A 21,291-nucleotide genomic window follows, 5' to 3' on the forward strand; every position below is an offset into this window, starting at 1 on the left:
CAAACCTGACCACTCTCGCTGCGTGATTGGCTGCGCTTCAAAGTCTCATTGAAGGGATTGACTGCCTGGAGGCATACAAATATGCTCCACTGAAAGCTGTCGGAACTTCTGCCCTTGGCCCTGAAATGGTGCGGCGAGTTGTACAGCGCAACAATAAGAGAAAAGAGGGAGTGATGGTCGATTTCAATAAGCTCCGCGCCAGCGCGGCCAAGCCAAAGATCACGGACCCGATCGAGATTTTTCGACGGCTGCCGAAATCGGCGGGTATCAACGATTTGTACACCAGCCAAGCAGAAGTACTGAAGGGCTGGTACGACCGTCGGCATGAACACGACATTGTGCTGAAGCTGCACACCGGCGGTGGCAAGACGCTGGTGGGCCTGCTGATGGCACAGTCCACGCTCAACGAGATGAATGAGCCCGTCCTGTACTTGACTCCGACGACTCAACTCGTCAATCAGACCCTGGAGAAGGCCAAGCTGTACGGCATCAATGCGGTGCCATATCAGAAGGGGATTGACCTTAACGACGAATTTCGCAACGGCAGCGCGGTCATGGTCGCCACGTACTCCGCACTGTTCAATGGCAAAAGTAAGTTCGGCCTGCGCGGCACCCCAAACCCGGTGAAAGTTGGTGCAGTCATATTGGACGACGCGCATACTGCTTTTGACGTAGTACGTGATGCCTTCACGCTGACCGTGAGTGCGTCAAAGGAAGCGGGCAACGAGAAGCTCTTCTCATCATTGAGTCAAGCGTTTCGCAAGGATTTCAACGATATGGGCAGGCTGGGCAGCTTCGATGACGTGATCTCCGGTCGGGAGTTTGGCGTTCTTGAGGTGCCGTACTGGGCTTGGCGGGCACGCCTGGACCAGGTTCGTGATTTACTCACGACAGGCTATGCAGCGAACGAGTTGACTTGGCCATTCCTGCGAGACAACCTGCACCTTTGCCATGCACTGGTCAGCCATCACGGTTTCACCATCACACCCGCGCTGCCGCTTGTTAATGCCCTGCCAACTTTCTTCGAAGCACCTCGTCGCATCTACATGTCCGCGACAATTGCCGATGACAGTGAGCTCATCAGGACCTTTGATGTGGCGCCGACGGCCGTGGAGAAGGCCCTCACTTCGCGCGCCCTCGCTGGTATCAGCGAGCGCATGATCTTGATTCCGGAGTTGATGCCCTTTGGCCTCGACCTGGCTGCAGCAACGCGAAGAATTCTGACGGGAACAGTTAACAGCAATCGCGGTACCGTTATTCTTGTGCCTTCCAACAAGCTGGCTGCTAAATGGACCGACGTGGCCAAGTTGCCGGAGAAGTCAGCCGATGTCGAAACCACAGTGCACGCGCTGCAGGAAGGTAAGACGTTCGGACCAGTGGTCTTTGCCAACCGCTATGACGGTATCGACCTGCCGGGTGAGGCGTGCCGCCTATTGATACTGGATGGCCTGCCGACAGGCACGTCAGACTATGAGCTGTACAGGGCCAGCGCGTTGTATGGTGGCGGCACGATCACGCGCCTGCAAGCTCAGCGCATTGAGCAGGGACTGGGCCGCGGCGCCCGTGGCGGTGGTGATTACTGTGTCGTCTTGATCACAGGGGGCAACCTAGTAGCATGGATCGCCAAGGAGGCCAACTTCCGCTATCTGACTAGCGCGACACGAGCCCAGCTTGAAATGGGTGCCGATGTTAGCCGGTCAGTGGAGAGTGAGCGGGATCTATGGGACACCATCTGTAAGAGCTTTGCGCGAGATACGGACTGGGTTCAATACCACGCTGAGACCTTGGCTGACAAGGTTGGCGACGTCGAAGTTGACGCAAGACCCTTCAACATCGCGGCTGCCGAACGTAAGGCGGTGAACCTTTGGCAAGACGGTAACCACGAGTCGGCCATCGCGAAGGTGGAAAGGACCATCGAGGACAACCAGCCAGACAACCAGACCGCAGGGTGGCTGTGGCAGCTTGCCGGCCGTATTGCGGATACCTGGGAACACAGCGACAAGGCGGAGGCAATGCAAAGGAATGCATTCGGCAGAAATCGCAATCTTCTGCGGCCAAAAGTGCTCCCACCGTACCGTGCAGTCCCTCAGCCCGGGCCCCAGGCGCAGGCCATAGCTCAACAGCTGGAAGGCTTTCGCTCCCGGCGCGGCTTACTCCGGGAGTTTGACGAGGCAGTTACCCACCTCAACCGCGATGCTTCAGCCAAACAGTTTGAGCAGGCGCTGACCGACTTGGGTACGTTCATCGGAATCATCGCAGAAAGACATGACGTTCACGGTGTTGGGCCCGACGTTTTGTGGCTGCTGCCGTCCAAGTTTGGCGTCATCATTGAAGCGAAAAGCCGCAAGAAGGAAACCGGCGCGCTTACTAAGGAAGATCATGGGCAACTACTCGTTGCCCAAGAATGGTTCACACAGCATTACCACGACTATCAAAGTGTCAAGGTGGCAGTGGTCCCCCAGAACCGCGCCACGCGTGCAGCCTCTGCACACGCCTCCCACGCGCTGACCTATGAGAACCTTCAGCGCCTTGTTACGGATGTTCGGACGCTGTTGACGCAGTTGTGCGACTCTTCCCTGACCGGAAGCCACCTCGTCGCCGAATGTGCGGCACGGCTGCGAAATTCCACGCTGGAAGCCGGGCAGCTCGTGGCTAATTATCTCGTGCCGTTCGGAGACACATAGGTATTACCAAACTAAGCTGCGCTAAGCGCCGGTGTTTCCGGGAGTACTCAGGGAGAATGAATGAAAAGAAATGCGGCCTCAGTGCCTGCAATTTATGACGGCCGTGAGCAGGCCTGGATCAAGCACCAATTGCTTGAGAATTACCTTGAAAAGTTGCTGCTGATTATCGGCATGGCCGCCAGGTCACAGGGAAAGATCGAGATTTGTTACGTCGACTGCTTTGCCGGTCCTTGGGGGGATGACTCGGAGCAAATGGAGGGTACCTCCATCGCCATCTCCATGCGCACCATGGCCATGTGCAAGCAGAAACTGGCCAAGCTCGGTGTCGACGCGACCATGCGCGCGTTGTACATCGAATTGGACAAGCGAGCCTTCGGAAGACTGTCCGACTACCTCCAGAAGGCGACGCCCGCCGGCGTTGATGCCGAATGCAGGGAAGGCGACTTCCTTGCCCTGCGGCAGGACATCCTCCAATGGTGCGGTAACACAGCATTCGCGTTTTTCTTCATCGACCCCAAGGGCTGGAAGACGGTTGGCGTTCCCAACCTGCGTACCCTCTTGGCACGGCCGCGGTCGGAATTTTTGATCAACTTCATGTACGACTTCATCAATCGCACGGCAGCGATGCGCGAGTGGCAGGATGAAATCGCGGAGTTTCTGGATCAGCCAATTGAAGTTATTCAGAGTTGGGAGGGAGCGTCCCCCCAGATTCGAGAGACCGCGCTGCTCAGTACCTACCGCGCGGGGATCAAGAACGCACTTCCACCGCAACGGGCTAGATTTGGACCGAGGACAGCCTATGTGCGTGTCATGGACAGAGACAGGGAACGCGCCAAGTACCATCTGGTCTATCTGACCACGCACCCCGTGGGCATCATCGAATTCATGCAGATATCGCAGGATGTCGAACTCATCCAAAAGCGCGTTCGCGTCGCCAAGAAGGTCGAAACCCGGCAACAGCAAAGCGGGATTGAGGACATGTTCGCCGAGACATACGACAACTTGGTCGATGATGATGAGCAAGCCAGTCCAGATGTAGTGGATCAGTTCTGGCTCGGATACTTGTCTGCCACTCCCAAGGTGATGGACGAGAACGCTTTCGCCGACATCCTAGAACAGCAAGGATGGACACCCAACGATCTTCAGGCTTCTTTAGCCCGATTGATCAAAACGGGCAAGGTCCGCAACCTCAATGCGACCAGTCATCGACCAACAAGCCCACTTCATTACAAGAAGAAGGAACAGTTGGTTCTGACGCTCTGAGCATCAGCCCAAGTAGATCAGCGACTTCTGTTTGGCCTGAAGTAGGTCACCCGGTTTGATGGAGCTCCCCTTAGTGCGGGTCTTTCCGTCCGGGGACCTCACCAGTAGTTCGTTGCACCGGATGGCTTCGTCAAGGGATTCCTTGATCATGTCACCGGTCGCAGGCGTAAGGCTGCCCATCGACTCAGTTAACTGCCGGAACTCAATAGGATCACTGCGCCCGAACAGTATTGGCATGAGCTTTTCGCCCAAGCCTCGTTTGCATTTGTCGGAGGCAATAGTGTCGAAATGGTGGGCCTCGCCCAGCTCCATGTCGTACTGCTGTGTCGCGGCCCCGTCGCTCCCAGCTCGGTATCCCAAAGTGAACAGATCTGGCTCAAGGTAATGCGAGAAGTGGTTGGCCATTTCCCAGTGCAGCCCCATCATGACGTCGCGAGCTTTGTAGTTTTTGGACAAGTGGACCAGCCAGTACGTCCAAGACGAGTTGCCCATAGGCGTTATGTAGAAGATGGTGGAATGGGTAGCACCGCTGCTCTCGATCAGCCCCTTCGCTAGGTTGCGCTGGATAGCTGAACGCCAGACCGCCGGAGGCGCCCCTCTAAGCGATTCGAGGGTTGCCCAGTCAATGTGGACGTCCAAGCCGAGCTCTTCCATTTTTTTTCGGCTTTGGGAGTTGTCCGCCAAGAATGAGATTAGCGAATCCACACCAAAGGTCAGGATCACCTCGGGCTTGTCCACCTCGGTAAAAATCTTCTTGATCAGAGGTACCGGCACCTTGTCGTAGGCGTACTGGTCCAGTAGGAAAATAGCGCGTCCCCCGCCTTGGCGCTGAATAATGTCCTGATTGATCTTGTGAACGTGGGCATCAAAAGCACCCTGGACCGAGATGATGTCCTTGCCCAACCGAGCGTCGCCGTATTTCGTGGCCAGCAACGCATTTAGATAGGCGTGTGTGGAGCGGTGTTGTTCGACGAAGTAGTACTTGGCGTCCACCTTGCGAGGTTTATCCCGCCCGATGTTGAGTAACGCCTCTTGTTCGGTGACGGTGTCCAGCACGATCTGCGGAGATCCCGGGCTGAAGCCCTGGCCGTCGGGTGCAATGTACTCGCCACCGCCAGCAAATCCGTCCACAATGGACAGCACCAATTTCTCGATGTTGTAGTTGCTCATCAGCACCTTGATGTAGCGTCCAAGGTACTCTCGGACGATTTGGTGCTTGACCAGGCTGTGGTGGTCTATGGATGGTGGCGCGGCACCCATCTGCCAGTTGTACTTGTCTCCCCGCTTTGTCATGTAATTTTATTAGAGCCTAGGAATCTCATATGCTAGTGCAACTAGTGCCGATTCTCCCGACGGGCAAGCCATTCGCTAGCAGACACATTACGTGTCCTCGCTAACTGCATCAGCGTCATGATCAGTCAGCAAAAAATCACCATAGCCACCGGCCCGAAAAAAACGAAGATGCGATAAGCCCCGCTGCAATGTCTTTGCTGCGCAGCCATTCAACCGCGCCACAAGCGTAGAGACAATCAGTCACTAGATAAAGTACGATAGAAAGCAAAGCGGAGATTCGGCAACCACAGCGCTACTGCATTGCCAGCATGGTTAAACCATGCGAAACCATATGCCCATTGTTACCATTTCTGCAACGTATCCCATACTATCCAACATCGGTTCTGCGCGAATGCCTTGCCACACCGATATCGACTTCAATGTTGGACAAGGTAAGCAAGCTGTTGCCGTATCGATTCTTCGTAACGAAATTCGCGTGCGAGCAGAGATTCAACAACACAGTCTTAGCGATGCCGTGCTTGATTGGCTCAAGTCACTTCCAAAGCACGGCAACTATCCACCCGTGCTGAGCGACGAGATTGAAGGCATTGCAGCGCGGCTAGAAGGAGCTGCTCGCACTGTCGTTGAAACGATTAAATACCTTCTGTTCCGGCCTGGTATTCCTGACAGCCTCATAGGTCTTGTAGATAGCTTTTTTTGTGTTGACGAGGATGGCAATAAATTTGATTTCCCCCCCCAAATTATTGGCAGCTTATCTAGTCACTCGTCGCTGTCGCTACAAGCTGAAACATCAGCTGACTTGCAAACTGGATTCGAAAAAGGATACCTGCCGCTTGCAGGAATGCGCCATCTCTTAAGAGCAATCCAAGAAGATGAGCCACGGTTTAAATGGATTGACGCAACGATTGCACTTGAGCTCTGCATAAAGGAAGCCTTGATCCGCAAGCGGCCAGAAGTTGAAACCCTGCTACTTGAAATGCCGTCGCCGCCGCTGCACAAACTCTACGGAAGCATCATGGAAGAGACGTTTGGTGTTAAGTCTCCATGCCTTAAAGCCATCCGGGATGGGGTTACGACACGAAACAAGCTTGTCCATCGCCCTACCGGTGTAATGATTTCAAAAGCAGAAGCTGCGACATATGTGCAAGTAGCACATCAAGCGATCGTTCACCTGTTTTCTGTGCTGTATCCAGAATGGCCAATAGCCCGAAAGATGCTAGATACGAATATCCATGGGTAACACTTGTCCTTGCGGGTGCGGAAAGAGAATGAAGTGGTGTCACAAGATTGGGAATACGCAACACGTGTGCATGCGCGTCCAATAACTACAACACGGCAGCATCAAGCTAGCGCCATCATCTGCGCTGGCATCTGGTCCCAGGTTCGACCGTTCAACAGGCGTCCATTGGCAGACTTGGCGCGGCGCTTGCCATCGGCACCCCAGCCACCCCACTGCTTGAAGAAGAAGGCAACATTCTGTTCTTCGCACTGCTCGCGCACGGAATCGGCCCATTCGGGCTTCATGGGCCTGGCCTTCGGACCGGATTCGCCACCGACGATCACCCAATGGATATTGGTCAGATCCAGTTCGCCTACATCCTCCAAAAGCGGCTCTACAGAGAGGAAACGGATGTGCGCCGGTACCTTGCGAAGATGGTCGATGCGTGGCACGCCGTGCTTCTTGTTCTCTACGGATACGCCCAGCCAAGCGTTCTTTGGGACCTCCCTATTTTTGAAGAAACGCGCCATGCGGGCCCCGCGCTTCGTCAAGATTTGGTAGGTGTGGCGTGGCGTTTTGTGAATGACATCGAAAACCTTTTCGATGTACTCATCGGGGATCCGATCATGGAACAGGTCAGACATCGAGTTGACAAAGTACGTCGTCGGCTTGTTGCGCAGTATCGGATCGTTCAGTCGTTGCGGCAGCATGGAGAGCTGGAAGCCGTTTTCGTAGCCAGGCGTGCCCATGGCTTGCAACCGGTGTGCCATGCTCTCTGCATAGCAATTCTTACAGCCCGCAGATATCTTGGTACAGCCAACCGTGGGGTTCCATGTCTGCTCGGTCCATTCGATCTTGCTGGTCGTGGTCATAAGATGTTTCCTCCTTTTGCTTTAGTGGGCCAGTAGCTGCGCGCCAAGCCTCGAAAAATTCCGTAAACCTCCAGGTCCGATTGCGGACGGATTGGCTTGTGCTCTGAGTTATGCGGCATCAACACTGGCCGCTTGCCCTCGTACCGTAGTTCCTTGAGCGTATAGGCGCCATCGACAACCGCCACCACAAACTGTCCTTCTTGGGCCTGCTTCGTGCGCTCGATGATGGCCAAGTCGCCATCCAGAATGCCAGCCTCCTGCATCGAGTCTCCCCTGACCCTCAGTAGCACTGTCTTCGATGGACGTTTAATCAGAAAGCTCTCCAGCGTCATCATGTCCGACCACGACTGGGGTTCGACGGCATCCGGCGTGCCTGCGCGCACGCTGGCATCCATCAAGGGCAACTCAAAAAACCGATCCGTTGGCAGTACCTTGCCACCGGGACCTTTGCGCAGGAACCCGTCCGCACACAGGCGATCACACAATTTCAAAGCCGCGTTGGCGGAGCTGAATCCCAGAATTTCAGCCATCCGGGCGAGCGAACTGGGCAGTGCATGGTCAGTTGCATAAAGGTCTCGCAGCTTCAAGAGATGCTGGTGGTCAGTGTTAGCTTTGCCCATGGGTGTATTTTGGTGTATGAACATACACCGTACAAGTTTTTGACACTTGCCCATGCGCGGTTGAAGGGTTCTGTAACGGCTGGCCAACGTCATGGGACGCCCCTACGGTTCGCCTGCACGATGACCGGCCCCACCGATTCGATCAGCTTAGCCAGGATTTCGGCGGTGCTCTCGCGACCGTCCCAGACCTTGTCCAGTGCTTGGCGAATCCGGGCGTTATCGTGCCCTGAGTCAACGGCATCTTCTATGCACATAACCACGTCAATATCTGCATACTCCAATAATGATTTCATTTTTGGCGTCACAGTCTTGGTGCGGGCCGCCAAGAATCTTTGAACCGTCGATTGATTGACGCCACGAGCAATAGCGAAGGCTGTAGGAGTTAAGCCAACTCTTTTCAGGTAGGTAATAAGCTCCTTCCGGATTCGAGGGAGATTCGCCTGCGGTGGTTTTGCTACTCTGGGCATATATGCATATTATTATGCATATATGCAGAGAATTGTAGTTCCAGGAGCAGGCTCAGTCGGTGGAGCCTAAGACACTTGGCGAGCGCGGCTGAGGGCTAGGACGATTTGACCATTGTGCATTTCGGTGCTCCAAAGTCGTAATTGGGACATTGCGGCCATGTGCGCCAATTCAGACATTTTGGAAAACGTCGGGCATATTTCATCATTCCAATGGGCGCCTTGATAAGTCGCCGAGCCCGTAGAACTGCTCCGGGGCTCGCCGAGATCGCCGCCACAGCTTACCTAGATACGCCAGAGCAAAGAAGAAATCGAATAATTTCAGGTTTAAAGTTGCAATCATTTTCAAAAGACTCTATGATTGCAACATGCGCCCAGAATATCCAACCATCCATCAAAAAATTGAAGAAATGGAATCTGTAATGGCGAAGGCCAAAGCAGAAGTTGAGCGGGCTGCACAGGCAATTAAGTCGTTACGTCACACGTTAGAACTTATCGGCCCAAGTGAAAATGCCGGAAATTCAGCGAAACAATCGGAGCAACCTTCAGATGATTTACCTGAAATACTGGTTAAATCAACAGCAAAAAATGCAAAAGGGGCTTTGACGCCAGTAATTCTGCAGGTTGTTGGTGACGGGAAAATCCGAAATACTGATGAAGTTTTGGCTGCTGTAAATGAGCGAATGAATACACCAACGACACGCGATTCAGTCCGGTCAACGCTTGGGCATTTGATCAACGCGGGGAAAATCCACAAGCCTGCCTACGGCAAATATCAAGGAATTCCTGAGTAAAAAAGCGAAAACCTCGCGATCTCTGCTGCTAGAACAGCAAAGGCGAGGTTTTCATGTACACAACCCAGTCCCGAGCAGGGGCGCTAACTTGGAGGAACCCAATGGAATTATTGAAAAATCCGCCGGGCACGCTCGTCATCAACTTGACGCAGATTGTTGTCGCAGCACTTATCGGTTAGACAAGCACCCGACATAGGCAGAGGTGGTGAGGGTAGACCCCGCCAACCGCAGCCAAAGTTCCTTACGGAAGAACTGTACGTTAGTATAACTAACCACATGGCTGTGGTCAAGCCAACTTACCCTCCAGTCAATGTGGAGGTGATATGTCGCATTCAGACTTCAGACAGAAGGATGTTTATGTCAGGTCGTACACGCGCTCGAGATTTAACAATCTTGAGCATGTTGTGCAGCACTGGCGGTCGCATCCTTATCAATTAACTATATTTGATTGATTTGACGGAGCTTGCATCTTAGATGCAAGCTCCTTTTTGACCTGCCTGGCTTCCCCTGCATATTTCTCAACTTCATCTTCTTTCACTCACCAACTCCCCTTTGGTGTATGCATCTGCTGCTGTTTTCGCTATTTTGTTGCTTCATCCCAGTTAGATAGGCTCGTGAGCCGCCAGAAGGAATAGCTATGCCCCCAACTGCGGCGCAGTTTTGATCCCACGGACACTTCGACGAGAACCTCCCCTTGAGGGCCGACTCTCCCACGCGGACAACCAGCCCTCGGCGCGGGCCGAAATTGGCGTCAGTAGGTGTACCGCGCCGCCAATGACTTCAGCCACATCAAGTCCTAGCGGGCCGTAGAGAGTACTTAAAAGATCCTGCAGTACACGCGCATCAGGCATTTCAACCACCGGACCGATAAGAATGGCCAATCTTGGGCGATAGCGCTGGAGCCAATCCCGTAGTCCTGACGGAGGCATGAGCACTGGCGTTGTGAAGTCCGAATGGTGAAATTCCAGTTCTTGCGCCGACACAAGACTGAGCACCTGCTTATCAAACTCCGGGCGCAGTCGTTGAGCCTGCTTAAATGAGAGGTTCGCACATATCGGTTGCCCATCCAGCGAATTTGGTGGAAGGTTTTTTGTGGTGTGGAACCGACATACGCCTTGTGAATGAACGGGTAGCCAGCAGTACTTGCAGAAGTCGTAAATATCCACAAAGACATCTGAAACGAGTACCAAGGGACTTGCTATCGGTAATCCCAGATAGCCCGAAATCCGGGAAAAGGACGAGACCTCAACAAAGGGTGGATATGGCAATTCACGCGGAGGCCTTGTCGTGTGGCGGACCAGGATATGGATCAATGTCGCCGCAGCTATCAAATCCGCTTCTCGCCCTTGATCACTCGTGAAGACAAGCCTCGGGTAGAGAGCCTCAATTCTTTGCCAGGATGGCTGCCCCTTAAGTTCAAGCAATACGCGCAGTTTTTCGGGTAGCAGCGGTTCTATGAATGAGCGAATCATCTGAACCGCTGTTGCCGGATTGATGGGCAGGTCTTTGGTCGCTGCGACGATTTGAAGAATTGCCAACTCATACGCCTCGGGCAGATCGGTGGTGGCGAAGTCCTCAAGGTAAAGCGGCATTTCAAATGTCCAGATTGCCCAGTAGTTTATGGCGCCGATTTTCCCTAGGATTCCCTCTCAGGACGGTGGATTTGGCCGCCAAACATCCCCGTCCTCCGTCCCTCTGATGTGGACATTTGAGGTCGCCAACACTATCAATTTGCAGACAGCAACCTATTGCAAGGAGAAAACCCATGAGCGGATGACTTGCTATTCCGAGCTAAAGACCGACCACCCAGAAAGCACAACGCCGCAGACTCTGCCAGGAGTTTTGCGGCGTTGATGGACTGGAGAGACTTGAGACCCCTCTGCAGTGCATTTTGAACTCAATTCAAACCGTTGTCAATTCGCGTACGTTCATAGCGAGGGATAGCTGTTGCCGAAAGGGTGAGTGACCTTCCCGCGAAAGCGGGTGGTTGGCCCCTCCTTTGCCGCAACAACCATGACAACCAAAGAAAAAGATGACCATCGAAATTTTTTAATGCTGGCCAAGATTCGTGACTTCACCATGTCCGATGTGGCTGACATGTCCGAAGACCAGTGTTACTGGAAGTTTGTAGATATCAGGTTTGGAGATCGAAAATGCGTCGCATGTCCCCACTGTGGGGTGGTCAATAAACACTATTACCGAGCTGCCCGGCGACAGTGGCGCTGCAAAGACTGCGATACCTACTTTTCCTGCACAACAGGAACAGCTTTTCAGGATCGAAAGCTACGTTTCAAGAAGCTGCTCCTGGGCATCGTGTACTTCGTCAGCTCTGCAAAAGGGGTGGCAGCACTGCACTTGAGTAGGATTTTGAAAGTTCAAGTGAAGACCGCATTTGTGATGTGTGGGAAGCTCCGTGAGGCACTGACTCGATCAGCGGATACGACGCCGATGGAGGGGCTTATTGAGATTGATGGCGGTCACTTTGGTGGACGACCCCGAAGTGGTCGTATCCGGCGGCGCCCGCGACCCGAGGAAATTGCTGTAAAAGTGGCAGACTCGTTGTATCAGCAAAACAGTGGGCAGCGCAGGAAGGCCGTGCGCACGCGGGCCAATATTCTGCGACTCAAAAACAGGCGCATTGTCTTGGTGATACGGCAGCACAGTGGAATTGAGAAGCATGGTGCTGTACGTACCTATGCCGCAATATTGACAGCAGAAACAGCGGAGCAGGTAACGCCGGTCATTCTGCGGCAGGTCATCCAAGGCTCTCACATCATGACGGATGAGAGCAACGCATATGTCCGGTTAAGCACAAATTATGAGCACGATACGGTGAATCACCAAGAAGAGTGGAGCACGCCTGATGGTGTCAACGAAAACCAGGCTGAAAGCTATTTCTCTCGTCTCCGCCGGTATGTGATCGGCATTTCACACAAGTGCGATCCTCGCTACATCGCCGAGCTCGCCTGGGAAATGGCTTGGCGAGAGGATGTTCGTCGTAAAACAGAGGGCTACAAAACCGACGCGCTACTGAATGCGGTGTTCAAGCATGGTCGCTCAATATCGTGGCGCGGGTACTGGCAACGTCACAAGTTGCAGCCTCAGCAGGCTGGGTAACCGCATGGGCGGCTTTTGCCGCCCATCGACCTTCTCTGCTGGTTTTTGCTGTGGGCATGCGCTGGACATCACCAGTCAAGACTAGATTTTTTAGCCGATAGCGAACACTCAACCTAAGACTTTGTAAGTCTTCCGTTGAGAACTCTAACCCTGAATTTTGGGCCACGATCAAGGCGATTTCTGTTGTATTGAGAGTTGAACCGTCTGCATACTTCAGTGCCTGCAGAATTAGTCGCGTCAATTCTCCGTGAGAAAACACGCGCCCCTTTTCTTGCGTTTCAATGGGACGCAAAAGTTCGGGGTCTATGTCGATCTCATGCAATCGAATGGCGTTGTCGACCGCAGCAAGGTCCTGCTCCATTAGCTTAATGCGGGCAGGACCATGTTGGTTGGCGATCATGAGCCGTCTTTTGCAACTTTCCAAGCGTTGTTGCGCTTGTATAAGCTCCAGTTCAAGTTCCGCAATCAACCTCGGCAATCTGGCTACCAGTTTGCGTTTTTCGCCCATGAGGCGAGCACGACGAGTCAGTAACCATTTGATTGAAGAAGGGATTCGCACCATTCCGAAATGGTAGGAGCGAACCCAAATTTCACAAAGGGCAACAGCTACTCAAAAGCGCCCAAAACAAGAAAGCCCGGCAAAACCGGGCTTTGTTGTTTTTGGCAACGCTGGTTGATGTGGACCAGCGTTGCTTTATCTGACTATCAGGCGGCCAGCTTGACGATGCTGTTGGCAGCTTCGCCCAAAGCTTCTGCTTTCTTGGCGTCGCCCATGGCCACGCCTTCGGCGCGCACAAAGCGCACGTCGGTGATGCCCAGGAAGCCGAACACGGTTTGCAGGTAGCTCTCCTGGTGTTCCGCTGCACGGCCCCAGTCGTTGGTGGAGTAGACGCCGCCGCGGGTGGAGGCCACGATCACGGTCTTGCCGCCGGCCAGGCCTTGGGGGCCTGTTTCGGTGTACTTGAAGGTGCGGCCGACTTGGGCGATGCGGTCGATCCAGGACTTCAGCTGGGTGGGGATGCTGAAGTTGTACAGCGGGGCGCCCACCACGATCACGTCGGCGGCCAGGAACTGGGTCACCAGCGCTTCGGAGATGGCGTTTTCACGCTTTTGCACATCGGTTTGCTCAGCACCGGCGGGGGCGCGGAAGCCCAGGGAGTCGGCAGACAGGTGGCTGGGGGTGTCCACGGCCAAATCCAGGTACTCCACGGTGGTGCCGGGGTGGTTGCTGACCCACTGGGCCACGGTGTCTTTGGTCAGTTGGCGGGAGACGGAGCCGCCGCTGAGGATGCTGGAGTCGATGTGCAAGAGTTTCATGACAGGTCCTTTGGAAGGGGGTTAGTTCGATGGAACTAGTGTCTTCGATGGGCGAATGTTTGATAAGTTGGCATATTTGCGTTAGATTGTCCTGAAATTGGAACGATAAAGGGGCGCATATGCAAGACACCAATGACATGCTGTACTTTGCCGAGGTGGTGGAACGGGGCGGTTTTGCCGCCGCAGGGCGGCATTTGGGGATCCCGAAGTCCAAGCTCTCGCGCCGCGTGGCCGAGCTGGAAACCCGGCTGGGCGTGCGCCTGCTGCAGCGCACCACACGCAAGCTCTCGGTCACCGAGGTGGGCGAGGTGTATTTGCGCCATTGCCTGGCCATGCGCGACGCGGCCGAGGCCGCTGCCGAGGCGGTGGAGCAGGTGCAGACCGAGCCGCGCGGCACCATCCGCGTGGCCTGCCCGGTGACGCTGGCGCAGAGCACGGTGGGGCCCATCATGGCGCTGTTTTTGGCGCGGCATCCGCAGGTGCGGGTGGACATGCGCATCAGCAACCGCGTGGTGGACCTGGTGGAAGAGGGCGTGGACGTGGCGCTGCGCGTGCGCCCCACACTGGACGACAGTGGCAGCCTGGTGGTGAAGAAGCTGGGGGAGTCCAACACGGTGCTGGTGGCCAGCCCGCTGCAGCTGGAGCGCCAGGGGCAACCGGCCTCGATTGACGATTTGGCGCGCATGGACACGATTGCCATGTCGGCCGTGGATGGCCGTGCCACTCTGGTGCTGCAGGGGCCTGGTGGCGCCGTACACAACCTGGTGCACCAACCACGTTATGTGGCCGATGACCTGCTCACGCTCAAGTTTGCCGCCCTGCAGGGCACGGGCATGTGTTTTCTGCCCGACTACATGTGCCGGCGCGAGCTGGAGCAGGGGCGCCTGGTGCATGTGCTGCCGGGCTGGGCGCCGCAGCGTGGCATCTTCCACGCGGTGTACCCGTCGCGTCGGGGCATGGTGCCGGCGGTGCGGCGGTTTCTGGACTTTCTGGATGAACACACCAGCAACGAGGGCATGCCCAAGCTGCCGCCGGGCTGCCCGTCCATCGACTGAGGCTGGGCGAAATCAGCGCAGGCGCAGCGGGTCCACACGCCGCTCCGTCCGCAGGGTGGTGGTCAATGCGCCGGGTTCGGTGATGGCCTCGGGGTCTACCCAGCCAAAGAACTTGCAGACCTCGGCGCGCTGGCGCTGCGCGTCGGCGTAGCCCAGGGCCATCAGTTCGCTGGTGTAGCCGCTCTCAAACAGCAGGTAGCTGGCCAGCGCGGCGCCTTTCACATCGGCCTTTTGGGACGACACCCCCACGCCACCCAGCATGGTGCGCACGGCATGCGGCAGGTCGCCCACATGGCGTGAGGCCACCGCGTCCAACCGCTGGCTGGGCGCTATCACCAGCAGCTCCACGGGTTTGAGCGCGCTGGTCTTGCGTGCTTCTTCGGGCACGAGTTGGATGGTCTGGTTGATGCGCCGCACGCGCTCCACATCCACGGCCAATGCATCCAGAAAGATGTTGGACAGGGCATGCCCCGCGATCTGGGCGATGCTGGGGTAGGTGTTGGTGGTGTGCAGGTGGGCCTCGTTCTTGGGCTCGTGCATGCGCCCGGCCCCCACCACCAGAATGCGCTCTGCGCCCAAGTGGATGGCGGGTGCCACTGGCGCGCTCTGCCGCATGGAGCCATCGCCAAAGTATTCGTCGCGCCCGTTGATGTGCAACTGCGTGGCCGGGAACACAAAGGGGATGGCGCTGGATGCCAGCAGGTGCGCGTGGGTGATGCGGTCGCGCACGGAAAAACGCTGGGTACGCACCCAGGGCATGAGGCGTTTGTCGCCTTCAAAAAACGTGACATGGTCGCCCGTGCTGTAGCTCGACGCGGTAACGGCCAGCGCCTGCAGGTGGCCCTGGCGCACCAGCTCGGGCAGGCGCTCCAGGGGCACCAGGCGCTGCAGCAGCTCGCCCAGCGGTGCGTTGTCCAGCAAGGAGCGCGGCTTGATGCGCCGCCATTTGGCCAGCAGCCAGCCCACCGAGAGCAGCGTCATCCAGGTGGCGCCGGAGCGCAGCATGCTCAGGTGGTCGGCGCGGTACACATCATGTGCATGGAAATTGCGCCAGGTGTGGGCAATCATGCGCACGGTGGCGTCAAAGTTGTCGACCCCGCAGGCCAGGGCTGCCGCATTGATGGCGCCGGCCGACGTGCCCGCGATGATGGGAAAGGGGTTGGGCTGGTCGCCCGCACCGCAGGCCAGGCGGATATCGGCCACGGCCTCCAGCACGCCCACCTGGTAGGCCGCCCGGGCACCGCCGCCGGTGAGCAACAGGCCGTTGGCGGGCAGAGGGGGTGGGGTTTGCTCCATGGGGCCATTATGAAAAACCGGCCACGCTTGTAAACAGACAATTGCGCGGGGTTAACCCTAGTCCCCACGCTCCGCCGCAGAAACCCAGGCAGTTGGCCGCTTTGGGCTTAGCGTGGCAAGGGGTAGGGGCGTCCCTTTAGACTTGGCGGATTCAGGAGTTTTCATGTCCGTGACCGTTCAAGCCATCCACGACGCCTTGCAAGGCGTCATCGACCCCAACACCCAGCAAACCTTTGCCAGTGCCAAGGCCCTTAAGAACATTGCCGTGCAAGGCGGTGACGTCCGTTTGGACCTGGAGCTGGCCTACCCCACCAAGAGCCAGTGGCCCGCCATGGTGGAGGCGCTCAGTGCCGCTGCCAAGACGGTGCCTGGTGTCACCAGCGTGCACATCACCCCCAGCACCAAGGTCATTCCCCATGCGGTGCAGCGTGGCGTGCAGTTGCTGCCCGGTGTGAAAAACATTGTGGCCGTGGCCTCGGGCAAGGGTGGCGTGGGCAAAAGCACCACCGCCGCCAACCTGGCCCTGGCCCTGGCCGCCGAGGGCGCCACCGTGGGCCTGCTGGACGCCGACATCTACGGCCCCAGCCAGCCCATGATGATGGGCATCGAAGGCCGCCCCGAATCCGCAGACGGCAAGACCATGGACCCCATGCGCAACCATGGCGTGCAGGTCATGTCCATCGGCTTTCTGGTGGACGGCGACCAGGCCATGATCTGGCGCGGCCCCATGGCCACCCAGGCGCTGGAGCAGCTGCTGCGCCAGACCAACTGGCAAGACCTGGACTACCTGATCGTCGACATGCCACCCGGCACCGGCGACATCCAGCTCACGCTGAGCCAACGCGTGCCCATGACGGGCGCCGTGGTGGTGACCACGCCGCAGGACATTGCGCTGCTGGACGCCAAGAAGGGTATCAAGATGTTCGAGAAGGTGGGCGTGCCCATTCTGGGCATTGTGGAAAACATGGCGGTGCACGTGTGCACCAACTGCGGCCATGTGGAACACATCTTTGGCGCCGACGGCGGCAAGAAGATGGCCGAGGGCTACGGCATGGACTACCTGGGTGCCTTGCCGCTGGCCCTGCATATCCGCGAGCAGGCCGACAGCGGCCGCCCCACGGTGGTGGCCGAACCCGACGGCGAGGTGGCCAACATCTACAAACGCATGGCACGCCAGGTGGCCGTCAAGATAGCGGCCCAGGCCAAGGACTTCTCCAGCAAGTTCCCCACCATCACCATCAGCAAGAACAGCTGATTTTTAGATGAAATAGGGCTCTAGCCCGCACCGGTATTGCGCGAGCAGCTACCAAAAGCGTAGCGCTTGCGCGGTGGTCTTGCGTGCCTCTCCGTGGGGGGGGCGGGTGGGCGTACCCAGCGCAATCCAGCCCACCAGAGTCTCACCGGGCTCGCAAAAGGCCTGGGCGATGTGGGGCGCGCGGGCCTTGTCGCCACTCAGCATCTTGCCGGCAAAGCCCAGTGCGTGGGCCGCGTTCAGGAGGTTGGTGACCGCGCCGCCCACGCACATCCACTGCTCGTGTGCGGGTACCAGCGGGTGGCCCAGGTCGATGCGGGCCAGCACGGCCACGGTCATGGGGGCACGCAGCGCGCGTTCGCGCTCCATGGCCACACCGTCGGCGTCTTTGCCTTTGCGCTGGGCGTGTTCGGCGAACAGGTCGGCCAGGCGACTGCGGGCCTCGCCTTGCACCACCACCAAACGAAAAGGCACCAGTTCCGCATGGTCGGGCGCGCGCAGCGCTGCGGCGACCATGGTTTGCAGTTGGGCGGCGTCGGGGCCCGGTGCCTGCAGGTGTTTGATGCCCAGCGAGTAGCGGTTCAGCAGCAGGGCCAGGCCGGGGGGGGGAGCGGTCATGGGCGGGTGTCCTCGGCTATGCTAGTTGGAAAGATGACCACGCGCGGTCGCAAGGAGCCGCCATGAGCGAACAGAAAATTGAAGTGTACAAAGGCCCGGCCGGTGGTTGGGGCGCGCTGCGCAGCGTGGGCCATGCCCTGCTGCAACAGGACATTCCCCTCAAAGGGGCCAAAACCCTGCTGTCTGCCAATCAGCCTGACGGTTTTGATTGCCCCGGCTGCGCCTGGCCTGACCGCAACCACGCCTCCACCTTCGAGTTTTGCGAAAACGGCGCCAAGGCCGTGGCCGCCGAGGCAACCGCACGCCGGGTGACGGCCGATTTTTTTGCGCAGCACACCGTGGCCGAGCTGGCCACCTGGGGCGACTTTGCACTGGAGGATCAGGGCCGCCTGACCGAACCCATGGTCTATGACGCGGCCACTGACAAATACCTGCCCATTGCCTGGGACGACGCCTTTGCGTTGATGGCCAGGCACCTGAATGCGCTGCCCGACCCGAACCAGGCCATCTTCTACACCTCGGGCCGGGCCAGCAACGAGGCCGCCTTTTTGTACCAGCTGTTTGTGCGCGAGTACGGCACCAACAACTTCCCCGACTGCTCCAATATGTGCCACGAGCCCAGTGGCACCGGCATGCGCGAGAGCGTGGGTGTGGGCAAGGGCACAGTCACGCTCGATGATTTCGAGCAGGCGGATGCCATCTTCATCTTTGGCCAAAACCCCGGCACCAACCACCCGCGCATGCTGGGTGAGCTGCGCCAGGCCGCCAAGCGCGGCGCGCGCATCGTCAGCCTGAACCCGCTGCGCGAACGCGGGCTGGAGCGTTTTGCCGACCCGCAGGACAAGCTGCAGATGGCCACCGGCGGCGACACGCCCATCAGCACCCACTATTTCCAGCTGAAGATTGGTGGCGACTTTGCCTTTGTCAAAGGCATGATGAAACACCTGGTGGCGCTGCAGGACCAGGGGGAGGATGTGCTGGACCAGGCCTTTATTGCCGAGCACACCACCGGCTTTGACGCCCTGCTGGCCGACCTGCGCGCCGAGTCGTGGGCGCTGCTGGAAAGTGAATGTGGCTTGGGCGCGGAACACATGCGTGCCGCCGCCGAGGTGTACCGCCGGGCCCGCAGCGTGATTGCCTGCTGGGGCATGGGCATCACCCAGCACGCCAATTCGGTGGCCACCATCCAGATGATCGTCAACCTGCTGTTGATGCGCGGCAACATTGGCCGTCCCGGCGCCGGGCCTTGCCCGGTACGCGGCCACAGCAATGTGCAGGGCGACCGCACCATGGGCATTTGGGAGGCACCGCCCGTGGCGCTGCTGGACAAGCTGCAGAAGGTGTTCGGTTTTGAACCTCCGCGTGCCAACGGCTACAACACGGTGGAATCCATCCAGGCCATGCTCGACGGCCACGGCAAGGTCTTCTTTGCACTGGGCGGCAACTTTGCGGCCGCCACGCCCGATACCGTGTTGACCTGGAAGGCGCTGCGCAACTGCGACCTGACGGTGCACGTCACCACCAAGCTCAACCGCAGCCACATCGTGCACGGCAAGGCAGCACTCATCTTGCCTTGCCTGGGCCGCACCGAGATCGACATGCAGGCCACAGGTGTGCAGGGCGTGACGGTGGAAGACTCGATGAGCATGGTGCACCTCTCGGTGGGCATCAACCCGCCCGCGTCCGAGCACCTGCTGTCCGAGCCGGCCATCGTGGCGCGGCTGGCCGCGGCCACCCTGGCCGGCCGCAGCCAGACGCCCTGGCTCTGGTTGCTGGAAGACTACCGCCGCATTCGCGACAAGATCGAGGCCGTGTTCCCCGACTTCAAAGACTTCAATACGCGTGTACAGGTGCCTGGCGGTTTCCGCCTGCGCAACACCGCCAGCGAGCGCGTGTGGGCCACCGCCAGCCACAAGGCCGTGTTCAAGACCCACCAGGTGCCCACCGGCACGCCGCTGCAGCGTGCCCGCGAGCGCAAGGGCGACGCGATTGTGTTTGCGCTCATGACCACACGCTCGCACGACCAGTACAACACCACCATCTACGGTGCCGATGACCGTTACCGCGGCGTCTACGGCCAGCGCCGTGTGGTGTTTGCCAACGCCGAAGACATCCGCGCGCTGGGCATGCAAGACGGCGACTGGATTGACTTCCAGACCGTGTGGGACGACGGCGAAGAGCGCCGCGCTGACGGTTTCAAGCTGGTGGCCTACAACATCCCGCGCGGTTGCGTTGGGGCGTATTACCCCGAGACCAACCCGCTGGTGCCCTTGTCCTCTGTGGCGGCCAATGCGGGCACGCCCACGTCCAAATGCATTCCCGTGCTCATGCTGCCGCACCAGCGGCAAGGGGCCGCCCCATGAGTGACGTGGTGGCGCAGGCCCTGTTGCGGGCCCTGGCCGAATCTGCGGAGCCGGTGTCCGTGCCCCGCCTGGGCAAACGCCTGGGCCTGGGGGCCAGTGTGGTCATGCGCACGCTCACCCTCATGGGGGATGCCGTGCTGGGTGGGCAGGCCGGCCCGGCCTGGGTGCAACTGCGCTGCGAGGACGGGCGTTGGCTTGCCAGCCTGACGCAAGCAGGGCGGCACCATCTGGCTGCGTCTTCGCATGCCTGAGTTCACCCCCGATCTGCCGGCAGCGCTCAGTGCCGCCCGTGTGCAGCGCATGCCAGCAGGTGGCATGCAGACGGACACCCTGGCCGCGGAAGTGCCCGTGGCGCTGGTCTTCAACGGCATTTCCCACGCGGTGATGCTGGCCACGCCCCGGGACCTGGAGGCGTTTGCACTGGGCTTTGCACTCAGCGAGGGGATATTGGACACGGTGGACCAGTGTTTCGGGCTGGAGGTGTTGCCCGTACAGCTGGACGGCTGCGCGGCGCTGGAGGTGCAACTGGACATTGCCGCCCCCTGTTTTGCGCGCTTGAAGGCCCAGCGCCGCAGCCTGGCCGGCCGCACTGGCTGCGGTGTGTGTGGGCTCGATAGCCTGCAGGCGCTGGACCTGGTGCCGCCACCCCTGCGGCCACAGCCCTGGGTACAGGCCATGGACACCGACACTGTGCTGCGTGCCGTGCAGGCCATGGTGCCGCTGCAGCTGCTCAACGCGACCTGTGGCTCCCTGCATGCCGCCGCATGGGCTACCCCGGACGGCGAGGTCACGCTGCTGATGGAAGACGTGGGCCGCCACAACGCGCTGGACAAGCTGCTGGGTGCGCTGGCGCGTACAGGCCAGATCCGCCAACCCGGCTGGGTGCTCATGAGCAGCCGCGCCAGCCATGAGCTGGTGCGCAAGTGTGTGCGCCTGCAGGTGCCGCTGCTGGCCACCATCTCGGCCCCAACCGACCTGGCCGTGGCCATGGCGCAGCGGGCCGGCCTGCAGCTGTGGGGCCTGTGTCGCGCGCCGCACGCGGTGCGCTACACACCCTGAGCCCG

19 protein-coding genes are annotated in these 21,291 nt (G+C 58.4%); 10 read left to right on the forward strand and 9 right to left on the reverse strand.

Features of this window, described 5'->3' with window-relative positions; translation table 11 throughout:
- Nucleotides 1–26 precede the first annotated feature (26 nt).
- Both AC3WS7_RS12420 and tcmP read left to right on the forward strand, forming a co-directional pair.
- Nucleotides 27–2,684 carry a DEAD/DEAH box helicase gene (locus AC3WS7_RS12420; protein WP_492656581.1) on the forward strand — a complete coding sequence of 886 codons (2,658 nt, stop codon included), beginning with the start codon at nt 27–29 and terminating at the stop codon, nt 2,682–2,684.
- A gap of 60 nt (nt 2,685–2,744) precedes the next feature.
- Nucleotides 2,745–3,947 (forward strand): three-Cys-motif partner protein TcmP, encoded by a 1,203-nt coding sequence (gene tcmP / locus AC3WS7_RS12425; protein WP_492656582.1) that lies wholly within the window; start codon nt 2,745–2,747, stop codon nt 3,945–3,947.
- 3 nt (nt 3,948–3,950) lie between these two features.
- On the opposite strand, the gene AC3WS7_RS12430 is transcribed toward tcmP, so the two are convergent.
- A complete protein-coding gene (locus AC3WS7_RS12430; RefSeq protein WP_492656583.1) occupies nt 3,951–5,240 on the reverse strand; it encodes a three-Cys-motif partner protein TcmP in 1,290 nt (429 codons plus the stop codon).
- Nucleotides 5,241–5,571: 331 nt separating this feature from the next.
- Between AC3WS7_RS12430 and AC3WS7_RS12435 the strand changes: the two genes are divergently transcribed.
- Complete coding sequence (locus AC3WS7_RS12435; RefSeq protein ID WP_492656584.1) at nt 5,572–6,480, forward strand: hypothetical protein; 909 nt, start codon at nt 5,572–5,574, stop codon at nt 6,478–6,480.
- A gap of 101 nt (nt 6,481–6,581) precedes the next feature.
- On the opposite strand, the gene AC3WS7_RS12440 is transcribed toward AC3WS7_RS12435, so the two are convergent.
- The 3 genes from AC3WS7_RS12440 to AC3WS7_RS12450 all read right to left on the reverse strand — a co-directional run bounded on the left by AC3WS7_RS12440 (nt 6,582) and on the right by AC3WS7_RS12450 (nt 8,418).
- The gene (locus tag AC3WS7_RS12440) at nt 6,582–7,331 is read right to left on the reverse strand and encodes a DUF5131 family protein (RefSeq protein ID WP_492656585.1); all 750 of its coding nucleotides are present in this window, start codon (nt 7,329–7,331) and stop codon (nt 6,582–6,584) included.
- Nucleotides 7,328–7,951 (reverse strand): LexA family protein, encoded by a 624-nt coding sequence (locus AC3WS7_RS12445; RefSeq protein WP_492656586.1) that lies wholly within the window; start codon nt 7,949–7,951, stop codon nt 7,328–7,330. The genes AC3WS7_RS12440 and AC3WS7_RS12445 overlap by 4 nt, the downstream gene beginning before the upstream one ends.
- Nucleotides 7,952–8,040: 89 nt before the next feature.
- A complete protein-coding gene (locus AC3WS7_RS12450; protein ID WP_492656587.1) occupies nt 8,041–8,418 on the reverse strand; it encodes a hypothetical protein in 378 nt (125 codons plus the stop codon).
- A 365-nt stretch (nt 8,419–8,783) separates the two neighbouring features.
- On the opposite strand from AC3WS7_RS12450, the gene AC3WS7_RS12455 reads away from it, so the two are divergent.
- Entirely contained in the window at nt 8,784–9,209 is a 426-nt protein-coding gene (locus AC3WS7_RS12455) for a hypothetical protein (RefSeq protein WP_492656588.1), read from the forward strand.
- 635 nt (nt 9,210–9,844) lie between these two features.
- Here AC3WS7_RS12455 and AC3WS7_RS12460 read toward each other — a convergent pair.
- A complete protein-coding gene (locus tag AC3WS7_RS12460; protein WP_492656589.1) occupies nt 9,845–10,801 on the reverse strand; it encodes a hypothetical protein in 957 nt (318 codons plus the stop codon).
- A gap of 421 nt (nt 10,802–11,222) precedes the next feature.
- On the opposite strand from AC3WS7_RS12460, the gene AC3WS7_RS12465 reads away from it, so the two are divergent.
- Nucleotides 11,223–12,326 (forward strand): IS1595 family transposase, encoded by a 1,104-nt coding sequence (locus AC3WS7_RS12465; protein WP_492656590.1) that lies wholly within the window; start codon nt 11,223–11,225, stop codon nt 12,324–12,326.
- On the opposite strand, the gene AC3WS7_RS12470 is transcribed toward AC3WS7_RS12465, so the two are convergent.
- Nucleotides 12,253–12,834 carry a hypothetical protein gene (locus AC3WS7_RS12470; RefSeq protein ID WP_492656591.1) on the reverse strand — a complete coding sequence of 194 codons (582 nt, stop codon included), beginning with the start codon at nt 12,832–12,834 and terminating at the stop codon, nt 12,253–12,255. The genes AC3WS7_RS12465 and AC3WS7_RS12470 overlap by 74 nt on opposite strands.
- 197 nt (nt 12,835–13,031) lie before the next feature.
- Nucleotides 13,032–13,643, reverse strand: a complete 612-nt coding sequence (locus AC3WS7_RS12475; protein WP_296465395.1) for an FMN-dependent NADH-azoreductase — start codon at nt 13,641–13,643, stop codon at nt 13,032–13,034.
- 119 nt (nt 13,644–13,762) lie between these two features.
- On the opposite strand from AC3WS7_RS12475, the gene AC3WS7_RS12480 reads away from it, so the two are divergent.
- On the forward strand, nt 13,763–14,698 hold the full coding sequence (locus AC3WS7_RS12480) for a LysR family transcriptional regulator (RefSeq protein WP_296465398.1): 936 nt from the start codon (nt 13,763–13,765) through the stop codon (nt 14,696–14,698).
- A 12-nt stretch (nt 14,699–14,710) separates the two neighbouring features.
- On the opposite strand, the gene AC3WS7_RS12485 is transcribed toward AC3WS7_RS12480, so the two are convergent.
- The gene (locus AC3WS7_RS12485) at nt 14,711–15,994 is read right to left on the reverse strand and encodes a patatin-like phospholipase family protein (RefSeq protein WP_296465400.1); all 1,284 of its coding nucleotides are present in this window, start codon (nt 15,992–15,994) and stop codon (nt 14,711–14,713) included.
- A 163-nt stretch (nt 15,995–16,157) separates the two neighbouring features.
- Between AC3WS7_RS12485 and apbC the strand changes: the two genes are divergently transcribed.
- The gene (apbC, locus tag AC3WS7_RS12490; RefSeq protein ID WP_492656592.1) at nt 16,158–17,249 is read left to right on the forward strand and encodes an iron-sulfur cluster carrier protein ApbC; all 1,092 of its coding nucleotides are present in this window, start codon (nt 16,158–16,160) and stop codon (nt 17,247–17,249) included.
- A gap of 48 nt (nt 17,250–17,297) precedes the next feature.
- On the opposite strand, the gene AC3WS7_RS12495 is transcribed toward apbC, so the two are convergent.
- Nucleotides 17,298–17,864 carry a nitroreductase family protein gene (locus tag AC3WS7_RS12495; protein WP_296465405.1) on the reverse strand — a complete coding sequence of 189 codons (567 nt, stop codon included), beginning with the start codon at nt 17,862–17,864 and terminating at the stop codon, nt 17,298–17,300.
- 62 nt (nt 17,865–17,926) lie between these two features.
- On the opposite strand from AC3WS7_RS12495, the gene AC3WS7_RS12500 reads away from it, so the two are divergent.
- Genes AC3WS7_RS12500 through fdhD form a run of 3 tightly spaced genes read left to right on the forward strand, consistent with a single transcriptional unit; the run spans nt 17,927 to nt 21,286 of the window.
- Nucleotides 17,927–20,227, forward strand: coding sequence for an FdhF/YdeP family oxidoreductase (locus tag AC3WS7_RS12500; RefSeq protein WP_492656593.1), 2,301 nt, complete (start codon nt 17,927–17,929; stop codon nt 20,225–20,227).
- Entirely contained in the window at nt 20,224–20,478 is a 255-nt protein-coding gene (locus AC3WS7_RS12505; RefSeq protein WP_492656594.1) for a hypothetical protein, read from the forward strand. Before AC3WS7_RS12500 ends, AC3WS7_RS12505 begins: the two co-directional genes overlap by 4 nt.
- The gene (gene fdhD / locus AC3WS7_RS12510) at nt 20,471–21,286 is read left to right on the forward strand and encodes a formate dehydrogenase accessory sulfurtransferase FdhD (RefSeq protein WP_492656595.1); all 816 of its coding nucleotides are present in this window, start codon (nt 20,471–20,473) and stop codon (nt 21,284–21,286) included. The genes AC3WS7_RS12505 and fdhD overlap by 8 nt, the downstream gene beginning before the upstream one ends.
- Nucleotides 21,287–21,291 lie beyond the last annotated feature (5 nt).

It is taken from the genome of Rhodoferax sp. EU05-FHT12H12, assembly GCF_058791215.1.